Consider the following 15,004-nt stretch of genomic DNA (forward strand, 5'->3'; position numbering starts at 1 on the left):
CATCGAAGAAAGCCTCGGTGAGGTTGCGGAATACGCAGGCAAGGCGATCCTTCGCTAACCCTATCGGGGCTGTCTTTTTCCAAGCGTTTTTTCGACCAAGAAAGCGCTCTTTTCACTCACAGGTTCAATAAGCGGTTTCTCGCGCAGCTTTCTTACTCCGCAGCATCTGGCAACGGAGCGGAAATGAGGTCTGTCCAAGCATCGAACTGAGACAGAAATACCCTGCCATTTAGCTCCTGAAGAAAGCGTGACCTTCCCAGGCGATCCATGACGGGTCCCTTGACCTCGGACAGGTGAAGTCCGACGCCCAGATCTTTCAGCCGGTGATTGATCGCTTCCAGGCTTTCCAGCGCTGAAAAGTCGACTTCGTTGACTGCAGAAAACATAAGGATGACGTGGCGAACGCTGCGGTCCCCTGCCACGCGACATTGTATCAGGTCTTCCAAAAATCGTGCGTTCACGAAATACAGGCTCTCGTCGATGCGCAGCGTGACAACCGATGGGTCGGTTTCAACATAATGGCGCAGGACGTTCCTGAAATGCTGGGTGCCGGGAACCAGACCTATCTCGGCCACATGCGGTCGTGACGTTTTGTAGAGATGCAGCAGAACCGAGGTGGCAACACCGGATGCAACCCCTACTTCGACCCCAAGGCCAAGTGTCAGAAGAATTGTCGCCGCCACGGCAGTGAAGTCGGCCCGGGAATAGGCCCAGGTCTTTTTCAGGATCGACAGATCAACAAGGCTGAGCACCGCAACAATGATGGTTGCGGCCAACGTTGCATTTGGCAGAAAATAGACCAGGGGAGTCAGGGCGACGGCAGCGATTGCAAGGCCTATTGCCGTCAAAGCCCCGGCCGCTGGCGTTTCAGCGCCGGCATCGTAATTCACCACCGACCGGGCGAATCCACCGGTTACCGGGTAGCCGCCGGTGAATGCAGCACCGAGATTGGCCGCCCCGAGCCCGATCAACTCCTGATCCGGGTCGATCCGTTGCCGTTTTTTTGCGGCGAGCGTTTGTGCGACGGAAACGCTTTCTACGAACCCGATGATGGAAATCAGGATCGCCGGAACAAGAAGGGCGCCTAGGAGGTCGGAGGACAACCCCGGCAGCGTCAGTGGCGGCAGGCTTTGTGGCACCGCGCCGACAATTCTCACGCCTTGGTCCGCCAAATCCAAGCCCCACACCGCGACGGTCGTGGCAATCACTGCGGCGACCGGTCCGGCTTTGGTCAGAACATTTGCCAAAGTTGTGGGCACTCCAATCCGGTTGAGAGACGGATTAAGGTGTTTTCGCGCCCAGAACAAAAATCCTGTGGCAGTGATTCCGATGAGTACGGTGGTCCAATTGACCTCTGGCAGATGCGCAACGATTGAGCCCAATATCTCCGGCAGCGTGTGCCCATGCGCATCGACGCCCAGAATGTGTTTGAGCTGGCTGGTCGCGATCAGGATACCCGAGGCCGTGATGAAACCGGCAATGACCGGATGGCTGAGAAAGTTCGCCAAAAAGCCCAGGCGCAAAACGCCCATCAGCACCAGAAACCCGCCGGACAAAAACGCAAGGGTCAGGGCGGCAATTGCATAACCCGCTGTCCCTTGTTGGGCGACTTGTCCGATTGCGGATGCGGTCAGTAGCGAGACAACCGCAACCGGACCAACCGCCAAAGATCTGCTTGTCCCGAAAATGGCATATAAGACGATAGGCACGATGGAGGCATAAATACCTGCCTCGGGTGGCAGTCCTGCCAGCAACGCATAAGCCAGAGATTGCGGTATCAGCATGATCGTCACGATCACTGCCGCGATCAGATCATTCGAAAACGCAGCGCGAGAATAGGTCCGACCCCAATCAAGAATGGGAAAAAACTGGCGGAGCTTGTCGATCATTCTGTTGTCCGGAGGCGAGGCGCGCCCGACTTAGTCGGCGCTACCAATAAGTTGTTGTGACTGGAACCTGTTGCGGCCAATTGCCTATTTTGCTGCAACCTTCAGCTTTTCTGGCCTGGCCATCCATTCTTTTCCGCGCAGCATCGCTTTCCAGTAGATCGGCGGAAGCAAAACTTCCTTCAAAAACCATGCCGCCCGGCTGGGTCTTGTGCCATCGATCAGGAACCTTGGGAAACTTGGCTTAAGGGCGCCGCCGTAGCCGAACTCGGCCAGGACGATCTTGCCACGTTCAACGGTCAGGGGGCAGGATCCGTACCCATCATACTGTGCGACCGCTGATCGTCCGGCGATGTCGGCCACGATGTTATCCGCAACTGTCGGGGCTTGTTTGCGGGCTGCGGCAGCGGTTTTGGCGTTGGGCGCGTTCATCACGTCACCCAGCGACCATATGTTGTCATAGTTTTTGTGGCGCAATGTGGCCTGGTCCACATCGACCCAACCCGTGGCGTCGGCCAATGGGGAAACGCGAATGAAGTCCGGCGCAGTCTGAGGCGGGCAGACATGCATCATGTCAAACTCGATCTCGACCGTGTTGGGGTCGGTATCTGGTTTCCTGACCTCAAATACCGCCTTCTTTGCTGGCCCGTCGACCGAAACCAGGTTGTGAAAATAGTTGAGTGTCGTGCCATATTTCTCAACGTATTTTTCCAGCGCAGGCACGTAGTCCTTGACGCCAAACAGCACGCCGCCCGCGTTCATGAATTGAATGTCGATGTCTTTCAACACACCGCGCCGGAACCATGCATCGCCTGACAGGTACATCGCCTTTTGGGGCGCGCCCGCGCACTTGATCGGCATGGGTGGTTGAGTGAAAAGGGCCCGCCCTTCCTTCATCTCCTGAACAAGCTTCCAGGTATACGGGGCAAGGTCGTAGCGATAATTCGACGTCACTCCATTTCGGCCCAAAGTCTCTACCAGGCCCTCGACCTTGCCCCAATCAAGCTTCAAACCGGGACATACAACCAGACGGTCGTACTTTACCACCCGGCATCCATCGAGGATGACCGCGTTGTTTTCAGGCTCAAAGGCTGCGACGGCGGATTTGAGCCAATGCACCCCTTTTGGAATCAGGCTGCCCATCGTCTTGGCCGTTGTCTGGACGTCAAAAATACCACCGCCAACCATGGTCCAGCCGGGTTGATAGTAGTGAATGTCAGCCGGGTCGATGATGGCAACGTTCAGGTCCGGCTTTCGTGCCTTCAAACTTGCGGCGACAGAAATTCCGCCCGCACCGGCGCCGATGATCACGACTTCGAAATGGGCATCTCCGTCATCGGTCGGGGTTTTTCCTCCATTGGCAATGCGCCGCGCGACCCCGTTCATGTCATAGCCAACCGCCTTGGTCGCCATCAGGATTTCGGCCATCGGGCGCTTCTTTGCCTCGTGAAAGGACCACAGCGTGGCCGACCGCGTTCCGGTTCGGCAATAAGCCAGAACCGGGCGTTGCAGATCTTCAAGAACATCGCCGAATGCGATGACGTCTTCGTCTTTCACCATTCCGGATTGTATCGGGATATAACGGGCTTCGATCCCTGCTGAGCGGGCTGCGGCTTCGATTTCCTTGAACGAAGGCTGGTCTGCGCCTTCACCATCGGGGCGGTTGCAGATAATCGCGCGAAAGCCCTGCGCGGCGAGGGGTTCGACATCCTCAACCGCAATTTGTGGGCTGACGGCGAACTTCGACGATATTTTCCGGATCTCCATTTCTACCTCCTATGCTTGGATCAAAGCCCGTTGACCGGCACTTTGAGCATCGGATTCCCATCCGGGTCGGTCGGAATTTCGCCTGCTCGCATGTTCACCTGCAGGGATGGGATGATGAGGTTGGGCATAGACAGCGTGGCATCTCGTTCGGTGCGGTATTTTACGAATTCCCCTTTCGTCTTGCCGCCGCCGACATGAATGTTGTGCGCCTTCTCCTCGGCCACTGTGGTTTCCCAGGCGATATCGCGCCCGTTTGGCCCATAGTCATGGCACATGAACAGGCGGGTTTCGTCAGGCAGTGCCAAAACCTTCTGGATCGAGTCATAAAGAACACCCGCGTCGCCGCCGGGAAAATCGGCCCGCGCCGAACCGCCATCAGGCATGAAGAGCGTATCACCGACAAATGCAGCGTCGCCCATGACATGAACCATGCACGCAGGCGTATGACCTGGCGTGTACATGGCGAAGGCATGCATTGAGCCTATCTTGTAGGTGTCGCCGTCTTTGAACAATGCGTCGAATTGCGAGCCGTCCCTCTGAAACTCGGTTCCTTCGTTGAAGACCTTGCCGAACGTGTCCTGCACCACGGTGATCTGCGACCCGACACCAATCCTGCCGCCCAGTTTTTCCTGAATGAAAGGCGCAGCCGACAGGTGGTCGGCATGAACGTGGGTCTCGATGATCCACTCGAGCTTCAATCCCTGTTCGGTGATGGTGCGGATCAGTTCATCGGCATGATCAAATGTGATGCGTCCAGCCGCATAGTCGATGTCCATGACACTGTCGACGATGGCACAGGCGTTCGAGTTTGGGTCCTTCACGATATAGCTGATCGTGTTCGTGGCCTCATCAAAGAAGGCCTGCACTTCGGGTTTGATCGTCATATTCACGGGATAAGTCGTCATATCAGGTCTCCTCCGGATAGTGTTCAGGCCTTGGCCTGTCGTGATGGGGTGGCTGTAGGTTGCAAAAGCTTGGCAAGGACGATCCCGACCAGAAGCGCGCCAACGAAAGCGAAGACTTCCCACCGGCCGGTGCCGAGCGCAGGCAGCGCGCCGCCGGGGCAAAAGCCGGATACGCCCCAGCCGATCCCAAACACGGCCGATCCGCCGATGAGCCTTGCATCGATCGATCGCGAGGTCGGCAGGCTGAACCCGTCTTCGAAGACAGGCGCAGATCGTCCAAAAACCAGCTTGTAGCCGACGAAAGTCGTCACCAGAGCACCACCCATGACAAAGATCAGGGAGGGGTCCCAATGTCCGAATATGTCGAAGAAATTTAAAACCTTGGCGGGGTTTGCCATGCCCGAAATCGAAATTCCCACACCAAAGACAAGGCCGATCACGTAAGTTGCGATCAGTTTCATGACCTAGCCTCCGATCACGTGCCGAATGATGAATACGGTCGCGAACGTACACGCCATGAATGTCACGGTCGCCACAATGGATCGAGGGCTGAGTCGGGCCATACCGCAGACCCCATGCCCCGATGTGCATCCTGCGCCAAAAGTTACGCCCAAGCCGACAATGAAACCGCCCAGTACAAGCGCGGTGGTTGAATTCGGAACCTGGACAGCGGGCAAGTGCCCCGTCGTCAGCGCGATGACAAGAGGACCGGATACCATTCCGGCCACCAATGACGCGCGCCAGGCAAAGTCGTTTCCGGATCGAGGTTGCAGCAGGCCCGCAAGAATGCCCGTGGCGCCCATCACACGGCCCTGAAAAAACATCAGAAACGTCGCGGAGAGTCCGATCAGAACGCCACCCGCCAGCGACATCCACGGCGTAAACGAGGTTTCGATCATCAGCGGCCCCGACAGGTTTTCAGGCCAAAAATGGTATAAAGCGGGCAGTTGCCCACAAACGCCGTCAGCGCGAAGACACCTGCAACTGCCAAAGCCAGCCAGAACAAGAGGCCAGACCCGATCGCGGGTGTGCCGAAAGCTGCAAACAGAAGAACGGCTGCCAGCACCAGGCGCAGGCCCCGGTCAATTTTACCCATATTGATCGTCATATCTCACTCCATCGAGAATCGATGGATGCAGATTTGCACGGGTCAGAAGGGATCTTTGGTGACTTGATCACCAAACATACCCGTTTCGGTGTCGGTTATGCGCTAGCCGTCTACGCCCGCCGATCTGGCGAGCCGTTCAAGGCCTGCACGGCCCGTCAATCGCACCTCTCCACGAGATTGTTCAACCCAGCCTCGCCGCTGAAACTCTGACAGAGTACGCGAGATCACTTCTCGGGCCGTACCAAGCTCGGTTCCAAGAAATGCGTGCGTTGCGTGAACAGTTCCATCCTGGTCGGCGAGCGACAGTAGACGCGCGGCAAGGCGAACATCCATGCGCTGGAACACGATATCGTCGATCAGCGTGAACAGATCGGTGATCCGCCGCGAATATGCAGTCAGAACGAATTCCCTGAACACAGGCGAACGTGCCAACAGATCGTCAAAGGCCTCTCTGGGAATGGCAACGGCGGAAACATCCGTTTCGGCAATTCCATCGGCAGAATAATCCTCGAAGGCTAGCATGCAGGCCGTCGTCAGGACGCAACTTTCGCCGGTGTGAACACGGTAGAGAAAGACCTCTCGTCCGGTGTCAGATCTCTGCTGGACCCGGACAGTGCCTTCAAGCAGAAGCAGCAGGTTGTCTGCAGATTGACCCGGTGCGAAAACCTGAGTGCCCGCGGGAACCGAAACAATCTGGCTTCGGCTTTCGAGCTCGGCACGGATATCCTCCGGCAGACGGCTCAACCCTTTGAACGTCTCGATCCACGACACTGTTTTGCTTCCTCTTTGCCAAAGCAGGTGCTTGTTCGCTCCTAGATGACACGGCTGTTTCGTGGGCGAAAGGTATTCCTGTCGCAATCCGAACCATTCAAAAGAAAAAACACTATCGGTTGAACGTTGGGAGATCTTCAAGGCAAATCGAAACGATCCCTGGTCGCCCAAATTCTGTCGCTTGGCTGGCACGGTCACATTCCGGCATTGCAATTCAATGGGGCACCCGGTTCAATGTCGATGGAGTAATCGTCGTCGCCTCAACTCCTCCGGAAACCGATCTCGACGACTTGATATTGTCACGACAGGCCTGTGCCCGTGGGCGTGGGACTTTTTTAGTATGTTTTGGAATTCCCATGGCAACAGATGCACAACAGGCGGTCGACACTCTGATTTCCCGCATGGGCAAGTCCATAATTGGACAACGAGACGTGATCGAGAAACTGGTGATCGGTCTGTTGGCAAACGGCAATCTGCTGGTTGAAGGCCTGCCGGGATTGGCCAAGACGCGCGCGGTCAAGGCGTTGGCGAAGAACTTGGAAAGCCAGTTCAGCCGAATTCAGTTCACTCCCGATCTCCTGCCCTCCGATGTGACGGGGACAGAGGTTTACTATCAGACGGACAAGGGGTCCGAATTCCGGTTTGAACCCGGCCCGATCTTCGCCAATCTGGTTCTGGCGGACGAGATCAACCGGGCCCCGGCGAAAGTGCAGGCGGCATTGCTGGAAGCCATGGAAGAGCGGCAGGTCACGGTTGCCGGTACAACTCATAAAATGCCGTCGCTTTTCATGGTGATGGCAACCCAGAACCCGATCGAACAAGAGGGCACATACCCGTTGCCCGAAGCGCAGATGGATCGATTCCTGATGCATGTTTTGGTCGACTACCCACCCGCCGACGATGAAGTGCAAGTGATCCGGCTGGTGCGCGGCGAAGAAGCTGCGGCCAACAAACCGAAATCGCCCAAAGCCGAACCGGCAGAAACGATGTCGCAAGACACAGTATTTCAGGCCCGCAGCGAAATTGTGGAAATCCACGTCTCGGAAGCGATGGAGCGTTACATGGTGGATCTTGTGTATGCGACCCGCAACCCTGCTGACTATGGCGAGGATCTTGGGCGTTGGATCGAAGTGGGCGCAAGTCCTCGCGCGTCGTTGGCACTGGACAAATGCGGTCGCACGCATGCCTGGTTGAAGGGCCGCGACTATGTCGACCCGCAAGACGTCCGTGCCATAGCGGCCAACGTGTTCCGTCATCGTCTGGGGCTGAGCTACGAGGCTCTGGGCGAAGGCGTCACTCCAGATCATGTCGTGGAAGAAATGATCGCCCAGGTCGCGTTGACATGAGGCTGTTATGATCGACCGGGCTGCCCGCATACGAACCGGGATGACACCCATCCCATCCGCAGAAACCGAATTAGACACTCGGGTTTCTGTGGACTTGGCCCATCTGTGGCGATTGCAGGGACAGGCCCGATCCCTAAGTTTTCTGCCACGTCAGCCATCCGGCAGTGCGCTGAACGGCCGTCATTCCTCGCGGATGCGGGGGCGGGGGCTGGCATTCGAGGAGTTGCGTGGCTACCTGCCCTCCGATGACGTCCGGTCTATCGACTGGAAAGTGACGGCCCGCACCGGCAAACCCTATGTCCGGGTTTTTACCGAGGAACGGGACCGGCCTGCGCTGATTGTCGTTGATCAGCGGATGTCGATGTTCTTTGGCTCTTGTTTGAACATGAAATCGGTGACAGCGGCCGAATGCGCGGCGCTTGCGGCATTTCGAATTCTGGATCAGGGCGACAGGGTCGGGGGGATCGTCTTCGGCGATGAGGCGATTGCCGAAATCAAGCCACAGCGCAGTACTTCGGCGCTGACCCGATTTCTGACCGCAATCTCCGCCGCAAACGCATTGCTTCGTGCCGATGCGCCAAATGTCGCGCCGGTCAGCCTCAATCAGGTTCTGGCTTCGGTCAGTCGGATTGCTTCGCGGGACCATTTGATACTGGTCTTTTCCGATTTCGACGTCATTGACGATCAAACGCACAAGCTGATCCGGGGGCTGTCGCGTCACAACGATCTGATCCTTGGCTTTGTGACGGACCCGATTGCTGATGACTTGCCTGAAAACCTCCGTCTGGTCATTTCCGACGGGGAAATGCAGGCCGAGATCGATACCGGGCAAATAACCGTGCACCGGCGGCTGATGGAGATGTCACGTGGCCGTTTGGCCGAGGTCCTGGACTGGACCCGAACTCTGGGTGTGCCCGTTCTGCCCCTGTCCTCTGCGCAGGATAGTCTTGCGCAGATGCGAAGACTGATGGGATTGGTGCGGCGATGAACGAGCCTGATGAAACAGCCGCCGTCACTCTGGTCGATCTGATCAACCAGCTTGTTCCGCCGCCGGAGCCGCCAGCGGTTTCCATGGCTCCGCAGACCTGGGGTTGGGTTGCGTTGGCGCTTCTTCTTCTCGGCGTGATCGCATACGCAGTTTGGCGTTGGCACCGGAACTATGTAGCGAACGCGTATCGGCGAGATGCGCTGGCGGCCTTGAAAGCGGCGGGAGAAGATCCGGCGCTTGTTGCAGAAATCCTGCGGCGGTGCGCGCTGGCGGCATTTCCTCGCACGGATGTCGCAAATCTCTGCGGTTCGGATTGGCTGGCCTTTCTGGATCGTACAGGTGCGGGCAGCGCGTTTTGCAAGGGCGACGGTCAGGTCGTTTCAAAAGCCCCTTACGCCAAGCAATCAGCAACGACACCCGAACTTATGCGCATTGCGGAACGCTGGGTTCGCACGCACAGGGCGGAGGGATGACGTGCTTGCGCTCGGCTTTCCATACGCTTTGTTGCTCTTGCCGTTGCCCGTGATTGTCTGGCGTTACTTGCCTGCGCGGAAGGAAAAAGTTTCTGCGCTCAGATTCCCATTCTTCCGAAAAATCGTTGTAGCGGCCGAGGTTAAGCCCTCACCGGGGGCGGTGATCCTGCACCGGACACGTTTGCAGATGGTGACAGCGATGGCAATCTGGGTGCTTTTGGTCCTGGCCCTTGCGCGTCCGGAAAGATTGGGCGAGCCAATTGAAATAACACGATCCGCCCGCGACGTGGTATTGGCCCTCGATATTTCCGGATCGATGGACACCGTCGATTTCGAAACCCCGAACGGAGACCAGGTACAACGGCTTGCTGCGGTAAAGGATGTCGTTCAGGACTTCGTTGCCGAGCGCGACGGCGACCGCATCGCATTGATCGTCTTTGGCACCCGAGCCTTCCTTCAGGCGCCGCTGACCGAGGATCTGGCAACGATCAGCGACCTTGTGGAACTCACCGAGGTTGGCATGGCTGGTCCAAACACGGTCATTGGAGACGCCATAGGGTTGGGAATTCGGACATTCGAAACCAGTGATGTCGACCAGCGACTGATGATCTTGTTGTCCGACGGAAGTGACACCGGCAGCCGCATGAGTCCGTTGAATGCTGCAGAGATCGCGCGCAGCAAAGGCGTCGAAATCCACACGATTGCGGTCGGTGACCCCAACGCAACGGGCGAGAATCGTGTCGATACGCAAGCCTTGACGGACATAGCCGAACGGACGGGTGGCAGTTCCTTTTTTGCGTCCGATGCAGAGGCGCTGGCGGCAGTCTACGCACGGATCGACGAATTGTCGCCACGGCTGGTCGAGCAGGTTTCGTATCGTCCGCGCACCCAGCTGGCCCCGATTGCCTTGGCGTTGGCCGCGATTCTGGGCCTGTTCACTCTGGCCGTGCTGACAATTCGCCGCGTTGGGTGGAGGGCTGCGTGATGGATCTGCTCTTGTCAGGTCTCGCACTGTTTCTGGAAGCCTTTCACTTCCTGCGACCGCTCTGGTTGCTTCTGTTGATCCCTCTGCTGGGCCTTTGGTGGATCAACCGACGTGCTGCCACCCGCACAGAGCCGATGTCGAACCGGATCGCGCCGCATCTGCGAAAGGCCCTGACTGTCGGCAATGCAGGGCAGGGGTGGTATCTGCCGATCGACCACGCCGCGCTGATACTGACCCTTGCCTTACTCGGTGCGTCCGGCCCAACCTGGACACGGCAGGTCGATCCGTTCCTGGCCAAGACCGGCCCGCTGGTCATCGCACTGGAAGTGACCCCGTCGATGATATCGCCGGATCTGCCGCCAGACCGGCTGGAGCGGGCGAAATTCAAAATTCGCGACCTGCTGGATTTACGCGCTGGCGGACGTACCGCGTTGGTGGCTTACGCCGGAACCGCGCATCGTGTTCTTCCGTTCACCGAAGACCCTCAGGTCATGTTGCCCTATCTCGAGGGTCTGCTGCCCGAAGTCATGCCCGAGGACGGATCGAATGCTCTGACGGCTCTCGATCTTGCCAAGACGCTCCTGGAGGCCGAACAGGCGGGTGGTATCCTGTTCGTTCTCGACGGGCTGAGTACAACCGATGCAAATCAGATCGAAGCTGAAGGGGATGCTATGATCGCCGCCTTGGCAATGCTGCCGGATGGCGTTGGCGACCAGGGCCTCGACCTGCTGAGTTCTGTGCCCGTGATCCGCGCGACCGCTGACGGCTCGGATGTGGCGAGACTGGACCGATTGCTCAATACGGACTATCGCCGCGCCATCTTGCAGAATGGGGACCAACCCTGGGAGAATCGCGGTTGGTGGCTGGGCGTTCCGGCGGTTCTGCTGACCCTGATCTGGTTTCGGCAGGGTTGGACAATGCGATGGGCCGCCGCTCTTGTCGCGCTTGTGGCATCGACCATCGCTCCGTCTTCCGTGCGGGCCGATGGCATCACCGATTGGTTCTGGACGCCCGATCAGCAGGGTTATCGGGCCTTCCACCAAAACGATTTTTCAAACGCAGCCGACGCATTTGTGGACCCGCAATGGAAAGGCTACGCGCTCTATCGGGCGGGCCGTTACGACGAAGCGATTGAAGTTCTTGAGCGCCTTGATACACCTGAAGCAGCCTTCACGCAGGGTCTGGCACATATCAAGAACCGGCAATATCGCGACGGTGTACGCGCCTTCGAATCCACGTTGGAACGCGACCCAAATTTCCCGGGCGCCGAGGAAAACCTGCAAACCGCTCAGGAAATCGTCGAATACGTGGAAGCCACGCGCGAAGCCTCGGATACAGGAGAAGAAGCCGGGATTGGCGCAGATGATGTGGTCTTTGACAATGAGGCCGCGCGGGGGGCGGAAACTCAACTAGAAAACCAGCCTCAGGGGGAGGATACAGTCCTTAGCACCGAGCAGTGGATGAACACCGTCGACACAAGCACCGGAGATTTTCTGCGGATGCGGTTCCAGTTCGAAGCGAGTACGGGGCAATGATGCAACTGATCAAGCCCTGCACTGCCTTTCTTCTTTTCGCAAGCTCGGTCATGGCACAAGGTGACCTCGCACCGCGCGTGTCCGTTGAACTGTCGGCGGAAGAAGCGGTACCCGGGCAGTCGATAGATCTTCGCATCAAGGTTTTGGTGCCGACATGGATGCCGAAACCGGTTGTCTTTCCCAGCTTCGAGGCTGCAAACCTGAATGTTCGCCTGCCGGAACGATCTACAAACCCAGTCAGCGAAAGTGTCGGTGGCGACACATGGTCGGGTGTCACTCGCCGCTATCGCATCATGCCAATGGCCCCGGGCCGTTTCGAAATTCCGCCGCAGGACCTGATCGTGACCTGGGCAGACCCCGATACCAATGCCCCACGCGAAGATCGCGCGGGTATCGATGCCATCATCATCACCGGAACTCTGCCGGAAGGTGCTGAGGGCATGGACCCGTTCATTGGCGCCACAAAGCTGGAATTGACACAGGAGATGTCCGGCGAGCAATCGCCGCTTTCACCCGGCGACAGCATCACACGAACAGTTACCGCCGAGATCGAGGGCACCTCTCCCATGTTCATCCCAGCGCTTGTTCCAGCCCCACCGATTGAAGGGATTGCAACCTATCCATCTGAACCGGTTTTGACCGAAACCAATCAGCGCGGCGTGATCGGAGGAACCCGGGTGGAACAAGTAACGTATCTTGCGCAAAGCGGTGGCAACGGAATGGCCGACGCTGTCGTCGTGGACTGGTTCAATCTGGACACGGGTCAGATCGAAACGGCAACCATCGAAGGGATTCCGTTGACCGTGGATGCCCCAGTTGCGCGGCCTGTGTCAGAGCTGCCCCTGCGCAAATTGCTCTGGATCGGCGGCGGGCTTGTTGCGGCGCTGGGACTTCTTTGGATTGTGTGGAAGCCGGTTTGGTCATTGTGGACGCGCCATTATGCAGCGCGAAAGTCACGCTATCTGGCTTCTGTTGAATACGCGCGTGACACCTTGCTTGCCGCTATCAAGCGGCAGGAACTTGCCGCCAGCCTGGACGCGTTGAACCTATGGGGCGAAAGGGATCGCGACTACGATCCCAGACGGGATCCGTCAATCAAGGCTGCATTGGCGCAGATCGGAGCGGCGCGTTATGGCCCAGCCAACGAAGATACGGATGAGGCTGAGGCATGGACTCTTTTGCAGGCTGCAGTACGAGGGTTTCGTACCGGCCACACGAAGCCGGGCGTCAACCGGTCGCTTCCACCTTTAAACCCCGGTCATGCAACAGGCAGGAGCATCCCATGATCCGTTCAATGATCCTGACTGTTGTTGCCGGGTTTTGGTCGATTGCGACGGCTACCGCACAAACCACTGACGAAACGGTTGACTATGTCGGGTCCCAGCAATGCAAGACCTGTCATTCAGACGCCACTGAAGCTTGGGCCGGGTCTCACCACGCGCTGGCGTGGACCATGCCGTCGCCCGAAACAGTTCTGGCCGATTTTGATGGAACGAGCTTCGAACATGACGGTGTTCGATATGAATTCTCAATCGAAGATGAAATCTTTCGCATTCGCCTGTTCGAAGCTGACGGGACGACAAGCGATTATACCGTGCATTCGGTCGCGGGGGTCGCGCCACTTCAGCAATACCTGATCGAGACAGAACCGGGACGAGTTCAGAGCTTTGACGTTGTGTGGGATGTTGAAAAAGAGCGATGGTACCACCTCTATCCTGAACAGAAGTTGTCAGCAGATGATGGATTGCATTGGACTGGTCCTTACAAAAACTGGAATGCCCGGTGTGCAGAATGCCACGCGACCGGGTTCGAAAAACGATTTGATGAACACCGTCAGTCTTATTCATCGACCCAAGCCGAGATCGGTGTAGGTTGCGAGGCCTGCCATGGCCCCGGTTCGCGGCATGTTGAATGGGCTGAAACACCGCGCGCGACAGCGCCCGCCGGCTTTGGTTTTTCGATGGATTTTCGGGCGGCGGAACCCGAGGCAACGATACAGCAATGCGCCACCTGCCATTCCCGGCGTGAGCCGTTTGGGGACGGCAACCCGTTGCCCGGCACCCCATTTCATGACGCGTACAACCTGTCTTTGCTGCGTCCGGGACTGTATCACGCTGACGGACAGATTCTGGATGAGGTCTACGTGTACGGCTCTTTCCTGCAATCGAAGATGTATGACAAGGGTGTAAGCTGCCTGAATTGTCACGACGCACACACTGCGACCCTGAAAGCCGAAGGCAACACGGTTTGCACACAGTGCCACTCTCCGGCGGGAAACCCAGATTTCCCGTCGCTGCCATTGAAAACCTATGATGACTCTTCACATCACTTCCATGCCGAAGGATCCGATAGGGCGCTATGCAAAAACTGCCACATGATCGAGCGCGACTATATGGGTATCGATGGCCGGCGGGATCACAGCTTTCGTATTCCCCGGCCCGATCTGGCGGCAACAACCGGAGCGCCCGATGCATGTACGGATTGCCACTCGGACCAGACCGCAGAGTGGGCGGCCAAGGAGATTGCAAAGCGCTACCCGGATTCCGCCTCGCGCCCGCATTATGCAGTCGCATTGGCGGCCGGACGGGCCAACCCCACCGCTGCACTGCCGGATTTGAGCGAACTGGCGCTGGACAAAAGCCAACCCGGACTTATCCGCGCAACGTCCCTGTGGTTGCTGTCTCAAGGAGCCGATGCAAACACGGCTGATGACATGGCGCCTTTGCTTGCCGACGATGACCCTCTGGTCCGGGCAGCGGCGATATCGGTCCAGCAGGCTGCACCGCCACAGCTATTCGCGCAGCGTGTGAGTGGCTTGTTGGGTGATCCAAAGCGCATGGTGCGGATCGAGGCGGCAAAGGCGATGCTGACAGCCCCGAATACCGATCTTTCAAAACGGGCTGGCGCGGATATGCGGTTGGCGATGTCAGAATGGCAGCAAACATTGCAAGCGCGGATTGATTTTCCGGAAACGCATTTGGTTCTGGGCGGCATGGCGCTGACGTTGAGAAACTTCCCTGCCGCCCAGGGTGCCTTCCGAGAGGTCGTGCGCATGGACCCGCAGCGCGAAGAAGCGTGGGTCATGCTGGCCCGGATCACCGCTGCGGTCGACGGGCGCGAGGCCACTCTGGGCGTTCTGGATGAAGCGCTGAGCCAGTTGCCGGGCAGTCAGGCGCTGAATGACCTGAAGGTTTCGATCGAGTCCCCTTAGGTATTTTTGCCGAAGGAACGGTGCAGGAC

The 15,004-nt window shown here is 57.8% G+C and carries 14 protein-coding genes; 7 read left to right on the top strand and 7 right to left on the bottom strand.

Annotated features, from left to right (window positions below; translation table 11 throughout):
- Positions 1-152: 152 nt before the first annotated feature.
- The 7 genes from AC2TEL_RS11920 to AC2TEL_RS11950 all read right to left on the bottom strand — a co-directional run bounded on the left by AC2TEL_RS11920 (position 153) and on the right by AC2TEL_RS11950 (position 6,437).
- On the bottom strand, positions 153-1,889 hold the full coding sequence (locus tag AC2TEL_RS11920; protein WP_480904179.1) for a SulP family inorganic anion transporter: 1,737 nt from the start codon (positions 1,887-1,889) through the stop codon (positions 153-155).
- Positions 1,890-1,973: 84 nt separating this feature from the next.
- Positions 1,974-3,653, bottom strand: coding sequence for a bifunctional protein tyrosine phosphatase family protein/NAD(P)/FAD-dependent oxidoreductase (locus AC2TEL_RS11925; protein WP_480862218.1), 1,680 nt, complete (start codon positions 3,651-3,653; stop codon positions 1,974-1,976).
- 20 nt (positions 3,654-3,673) lie between these two features.
- On the bottom strand, positions 3,674-4,558 hold the full coding sequence (locus AC2TEL_RS11930) for an MBL fold metallo-hydrolase (RefSeq protein ID WP_480904182.1): 885 nt from the start codon (positions 4,556-4,558) through the stop codon (positions 3,674-3,676).
- Between the two features lie 23 nt (positions 4,559-4,581).
- Positions 4,582-5,019: a DUF6691 family protein gene (locus tag AC2TEL_RS11935; RefSeq protein WP_480904185.1), complete on the bottom strand. Its 438-nt coding sequence runs from the start codon at positions 5,017-5,019 to the stop codon at positions 4,582-4,584.
- Between the two features lie 3 nt (positions 5,020-5,022).
- Positions 5,023-5,457, bottom strand: a complete 435-nt coding sequence (locus AC2TEL_RS11940) for a YeeE/YedE family protein (protein ID WP_480841723.1) — start codon at positions 5,455-5,457, stop codon at positions 5,023-5,025.
- The gene (locus AC2TEL_RS11945; RefSeq protein WP_480841725.1) at positions 5,457-5,666 is read right to left on the bottom strand and encodes a YgaP family membrane protein; all 210 of its coding nucleotides are present in this window, start codon (positions 5,664-5,666) and stop codon (positions 5,457-5,459) included. The genes AC2TEL_RS11940 and AC2TEL_RS11945 overlap by 1 nt, the downstream gene beginning before the upstream one ends.
- A 102-nt stretch (positions 5,667-5,768) precedes the next feature.
- Positions 5,769-6,437, bottom strand: coding sequence for a Crp/Fnr family transcriptional regulator (locus AC2TEL_RS11950; RefSeq protein WP_480904188.1), 669 nt, complete (start codon positions 6,435-6,437; stop codon positions 5,769-5,771).
- Between the two features lie 356 nt (positions 6,438-6,793).
- On the opposite strand from AC2TEL_RS11950, the gene AC2TEL_RS11955 reads away from it, so the two are divergent.
- The 7 genes from AC2TEL_RS11955 to AC2TEL_RS11985 are packed head-to-tail and all read left to right on the top strand — an operon-like array spanning position 6,794 to position 14,975.
- Positions 6,794-7,783, top strand: a complete 990-nt coding sequence (locus AC2TEL_RS11955; protein ID WP_480904189.1) for an AAA family ATPase — start codon at positions 6,794-6,796, stop codon at positions 7,781-7,783.
- Between the two features lie 7 nt (positions 7,784-7,790).
- Positions 7,791-8,771: a DUF58 domain-containing protein gene (locus AC2TEL_RS11960; protein WP_480904192.1), complete on the top strand. Its 981-nt coding sequence runs from the start codon at positions 7,791-7,793 to the stop codon at positions 8,769-8,771.
- Positions 8,768-9,244, top strand: coding sequence for a DUF4381 domain-containing protein (locus AC2TEL_RS11965; protein WP_480904194.1), 477 nt, complete (start codon positions 8,768-8,770; stop codon positions 9,242-9,244). Before AC2TEL_RS11960 ends, AC2TEL_RS11965 begins: the two co-directional genes overlap by 4 nt.
- 1 nt (position 9,245) lies before the next feature.
- Complete coding sequence (locus tag AC2TEL_RS11970; RefSeq protein ID WP_480904197.1) at positions 9,246-10,229, top strand: VWA domain-containing protein; 984 nt, start codon at positions 9,246-9,248, stop codon at positions 10,227-10,229.
- A complete protein-coding gene (locus tag AC2TEL_RS11975; protein WP_480904306.1) occupies positions 10,229-11,764 on the top strand; it encodes a VWA domain-containing protein in 1,536 nt (511 codons plus the stop codon). Before AC2TEL_RS11970 ends, AC2TEL_RS11975 begins: the two co-directional genes overlap by 1 nt.
- Complete coding sequence (locus AC2TEL_RS11980) at positions 11,764-13,050, top strand: hypothetical protein (RefSeq protein WP_480904199.1); 1,287 nt, start codon at positions 11,764-11,766, stop codon at positions 13,048-13,050. Before AC2TEL_RS11975 ends, AC2TEL_RS11980 begins: the two co-directional genes overlap by 1 nt.
- Positions 13,047-14,975, top strand: coding sequence for a multiheme c-type cytochrome (locus AC2TEL_RS11985; RefSeq protein ID WP_480904202.1), 1,929 nt, complete (start codon positions 13,047-13,049; stop codon positions 14,973-14,975). Before AC2TEL_RS11980 ends, AC2TEL_RS11985 begins: the two co-directional genes overlap by 4 nt.
- Positions 14,976-15,004: the final 29 nt, after the last annotated feature.

The sequence above is a fragment of the Ruegeria sp. HKCCD9138 genome (genome assembly GCF_057220975.1).

Bases quoted from the DNA above. Each gene is read 5' to 3' on its own strand.
- AC2TEL_RS11965 (WP_480904194.1), top strand. From the start codon at position 8,768: ATGAACGAGCCTGATGAAACAGCCGCCGTCACTCTGGTCGATCTGATC.
- AC2TEL_RS11945 (WP_480841725.1), bottom strand. From the start codon at position 5,666: ATGACGATCAATATGGGTAAAATTGACCGGGGCCTGCGCCTGGTGCTG.
- AC2TEL_RS11980 (WP_480904199.1), top strand. From the start codon at position 11,764: ATGCAACTGATCAAGCCCTGCACTGCCTTTCTTCTTTTCGCAAGCTCG.
- AC2TEL_RS11985 (WP_480904202.1), top strand. From the start codon at position 13,047: ATGATCCGTTCAATGATCCTGACTGTTGTTGCCGGGTTTTGGTCGATT.
- AC2TEL_RS11960 (WP_480904192.1), top strand. From the start codon at position 7,791: ATGATCGACCGGGCTGCCCGCATACGAACCGGGATGACACCCATCCCA.
- AC2TEL_RS11940 (WP_480841723.1), bottom strand. From the start codon at position 5,457: ATGATCGAAACCTCGTTTACGCCGTGGATGTCGCTGGCGGGTGGCGTT.
- AC2TEL_RS11930 (WP_480904182.1), bottom strand. From the start codon at position 4,558: ATGACGACTTATCCCGTGAATATGACGATCAAACCCGAAGTGCAGGCC.
- AC2TEL_RS11975 (WP_480904306.1), top strand. From the start codon at position 10,229: ATGGATCTGCTCTTGTCAGGTCTCGCACTGTTTCTGGAAGCCTTTCAC.
- AC2TEL_RS11920 (WP_480904179.1), bottom strand. From the start codon at position 1,889: ATGATCGACAAGCTCCGCCAGTTTTTTCCCATTCTTGATTGGGGTCGG.
- AC2TEL_RS11935 (WP_480904185.1), bottom strand. From the start codon at position 5,019: ATGAAACTGATCGCAACTTACGTGATCGGCCTTGTCTTTGGTGTGGGA.
- AC2TEL_RS11955 (WP_480904189.1), top strand. From the start codon at position 6,794: ATGGCAACAGATGCACAACAGGCGGTCGACACTCTGATTTCCCGCATG.
- AC2TEL_RS11925 (WP_480862218.1), bottom strand. From the start codon at position 3,653: ATGGAGATCCGGAAAATATCGTCGAAGTTCGCCGTCAGCCCACAAATT.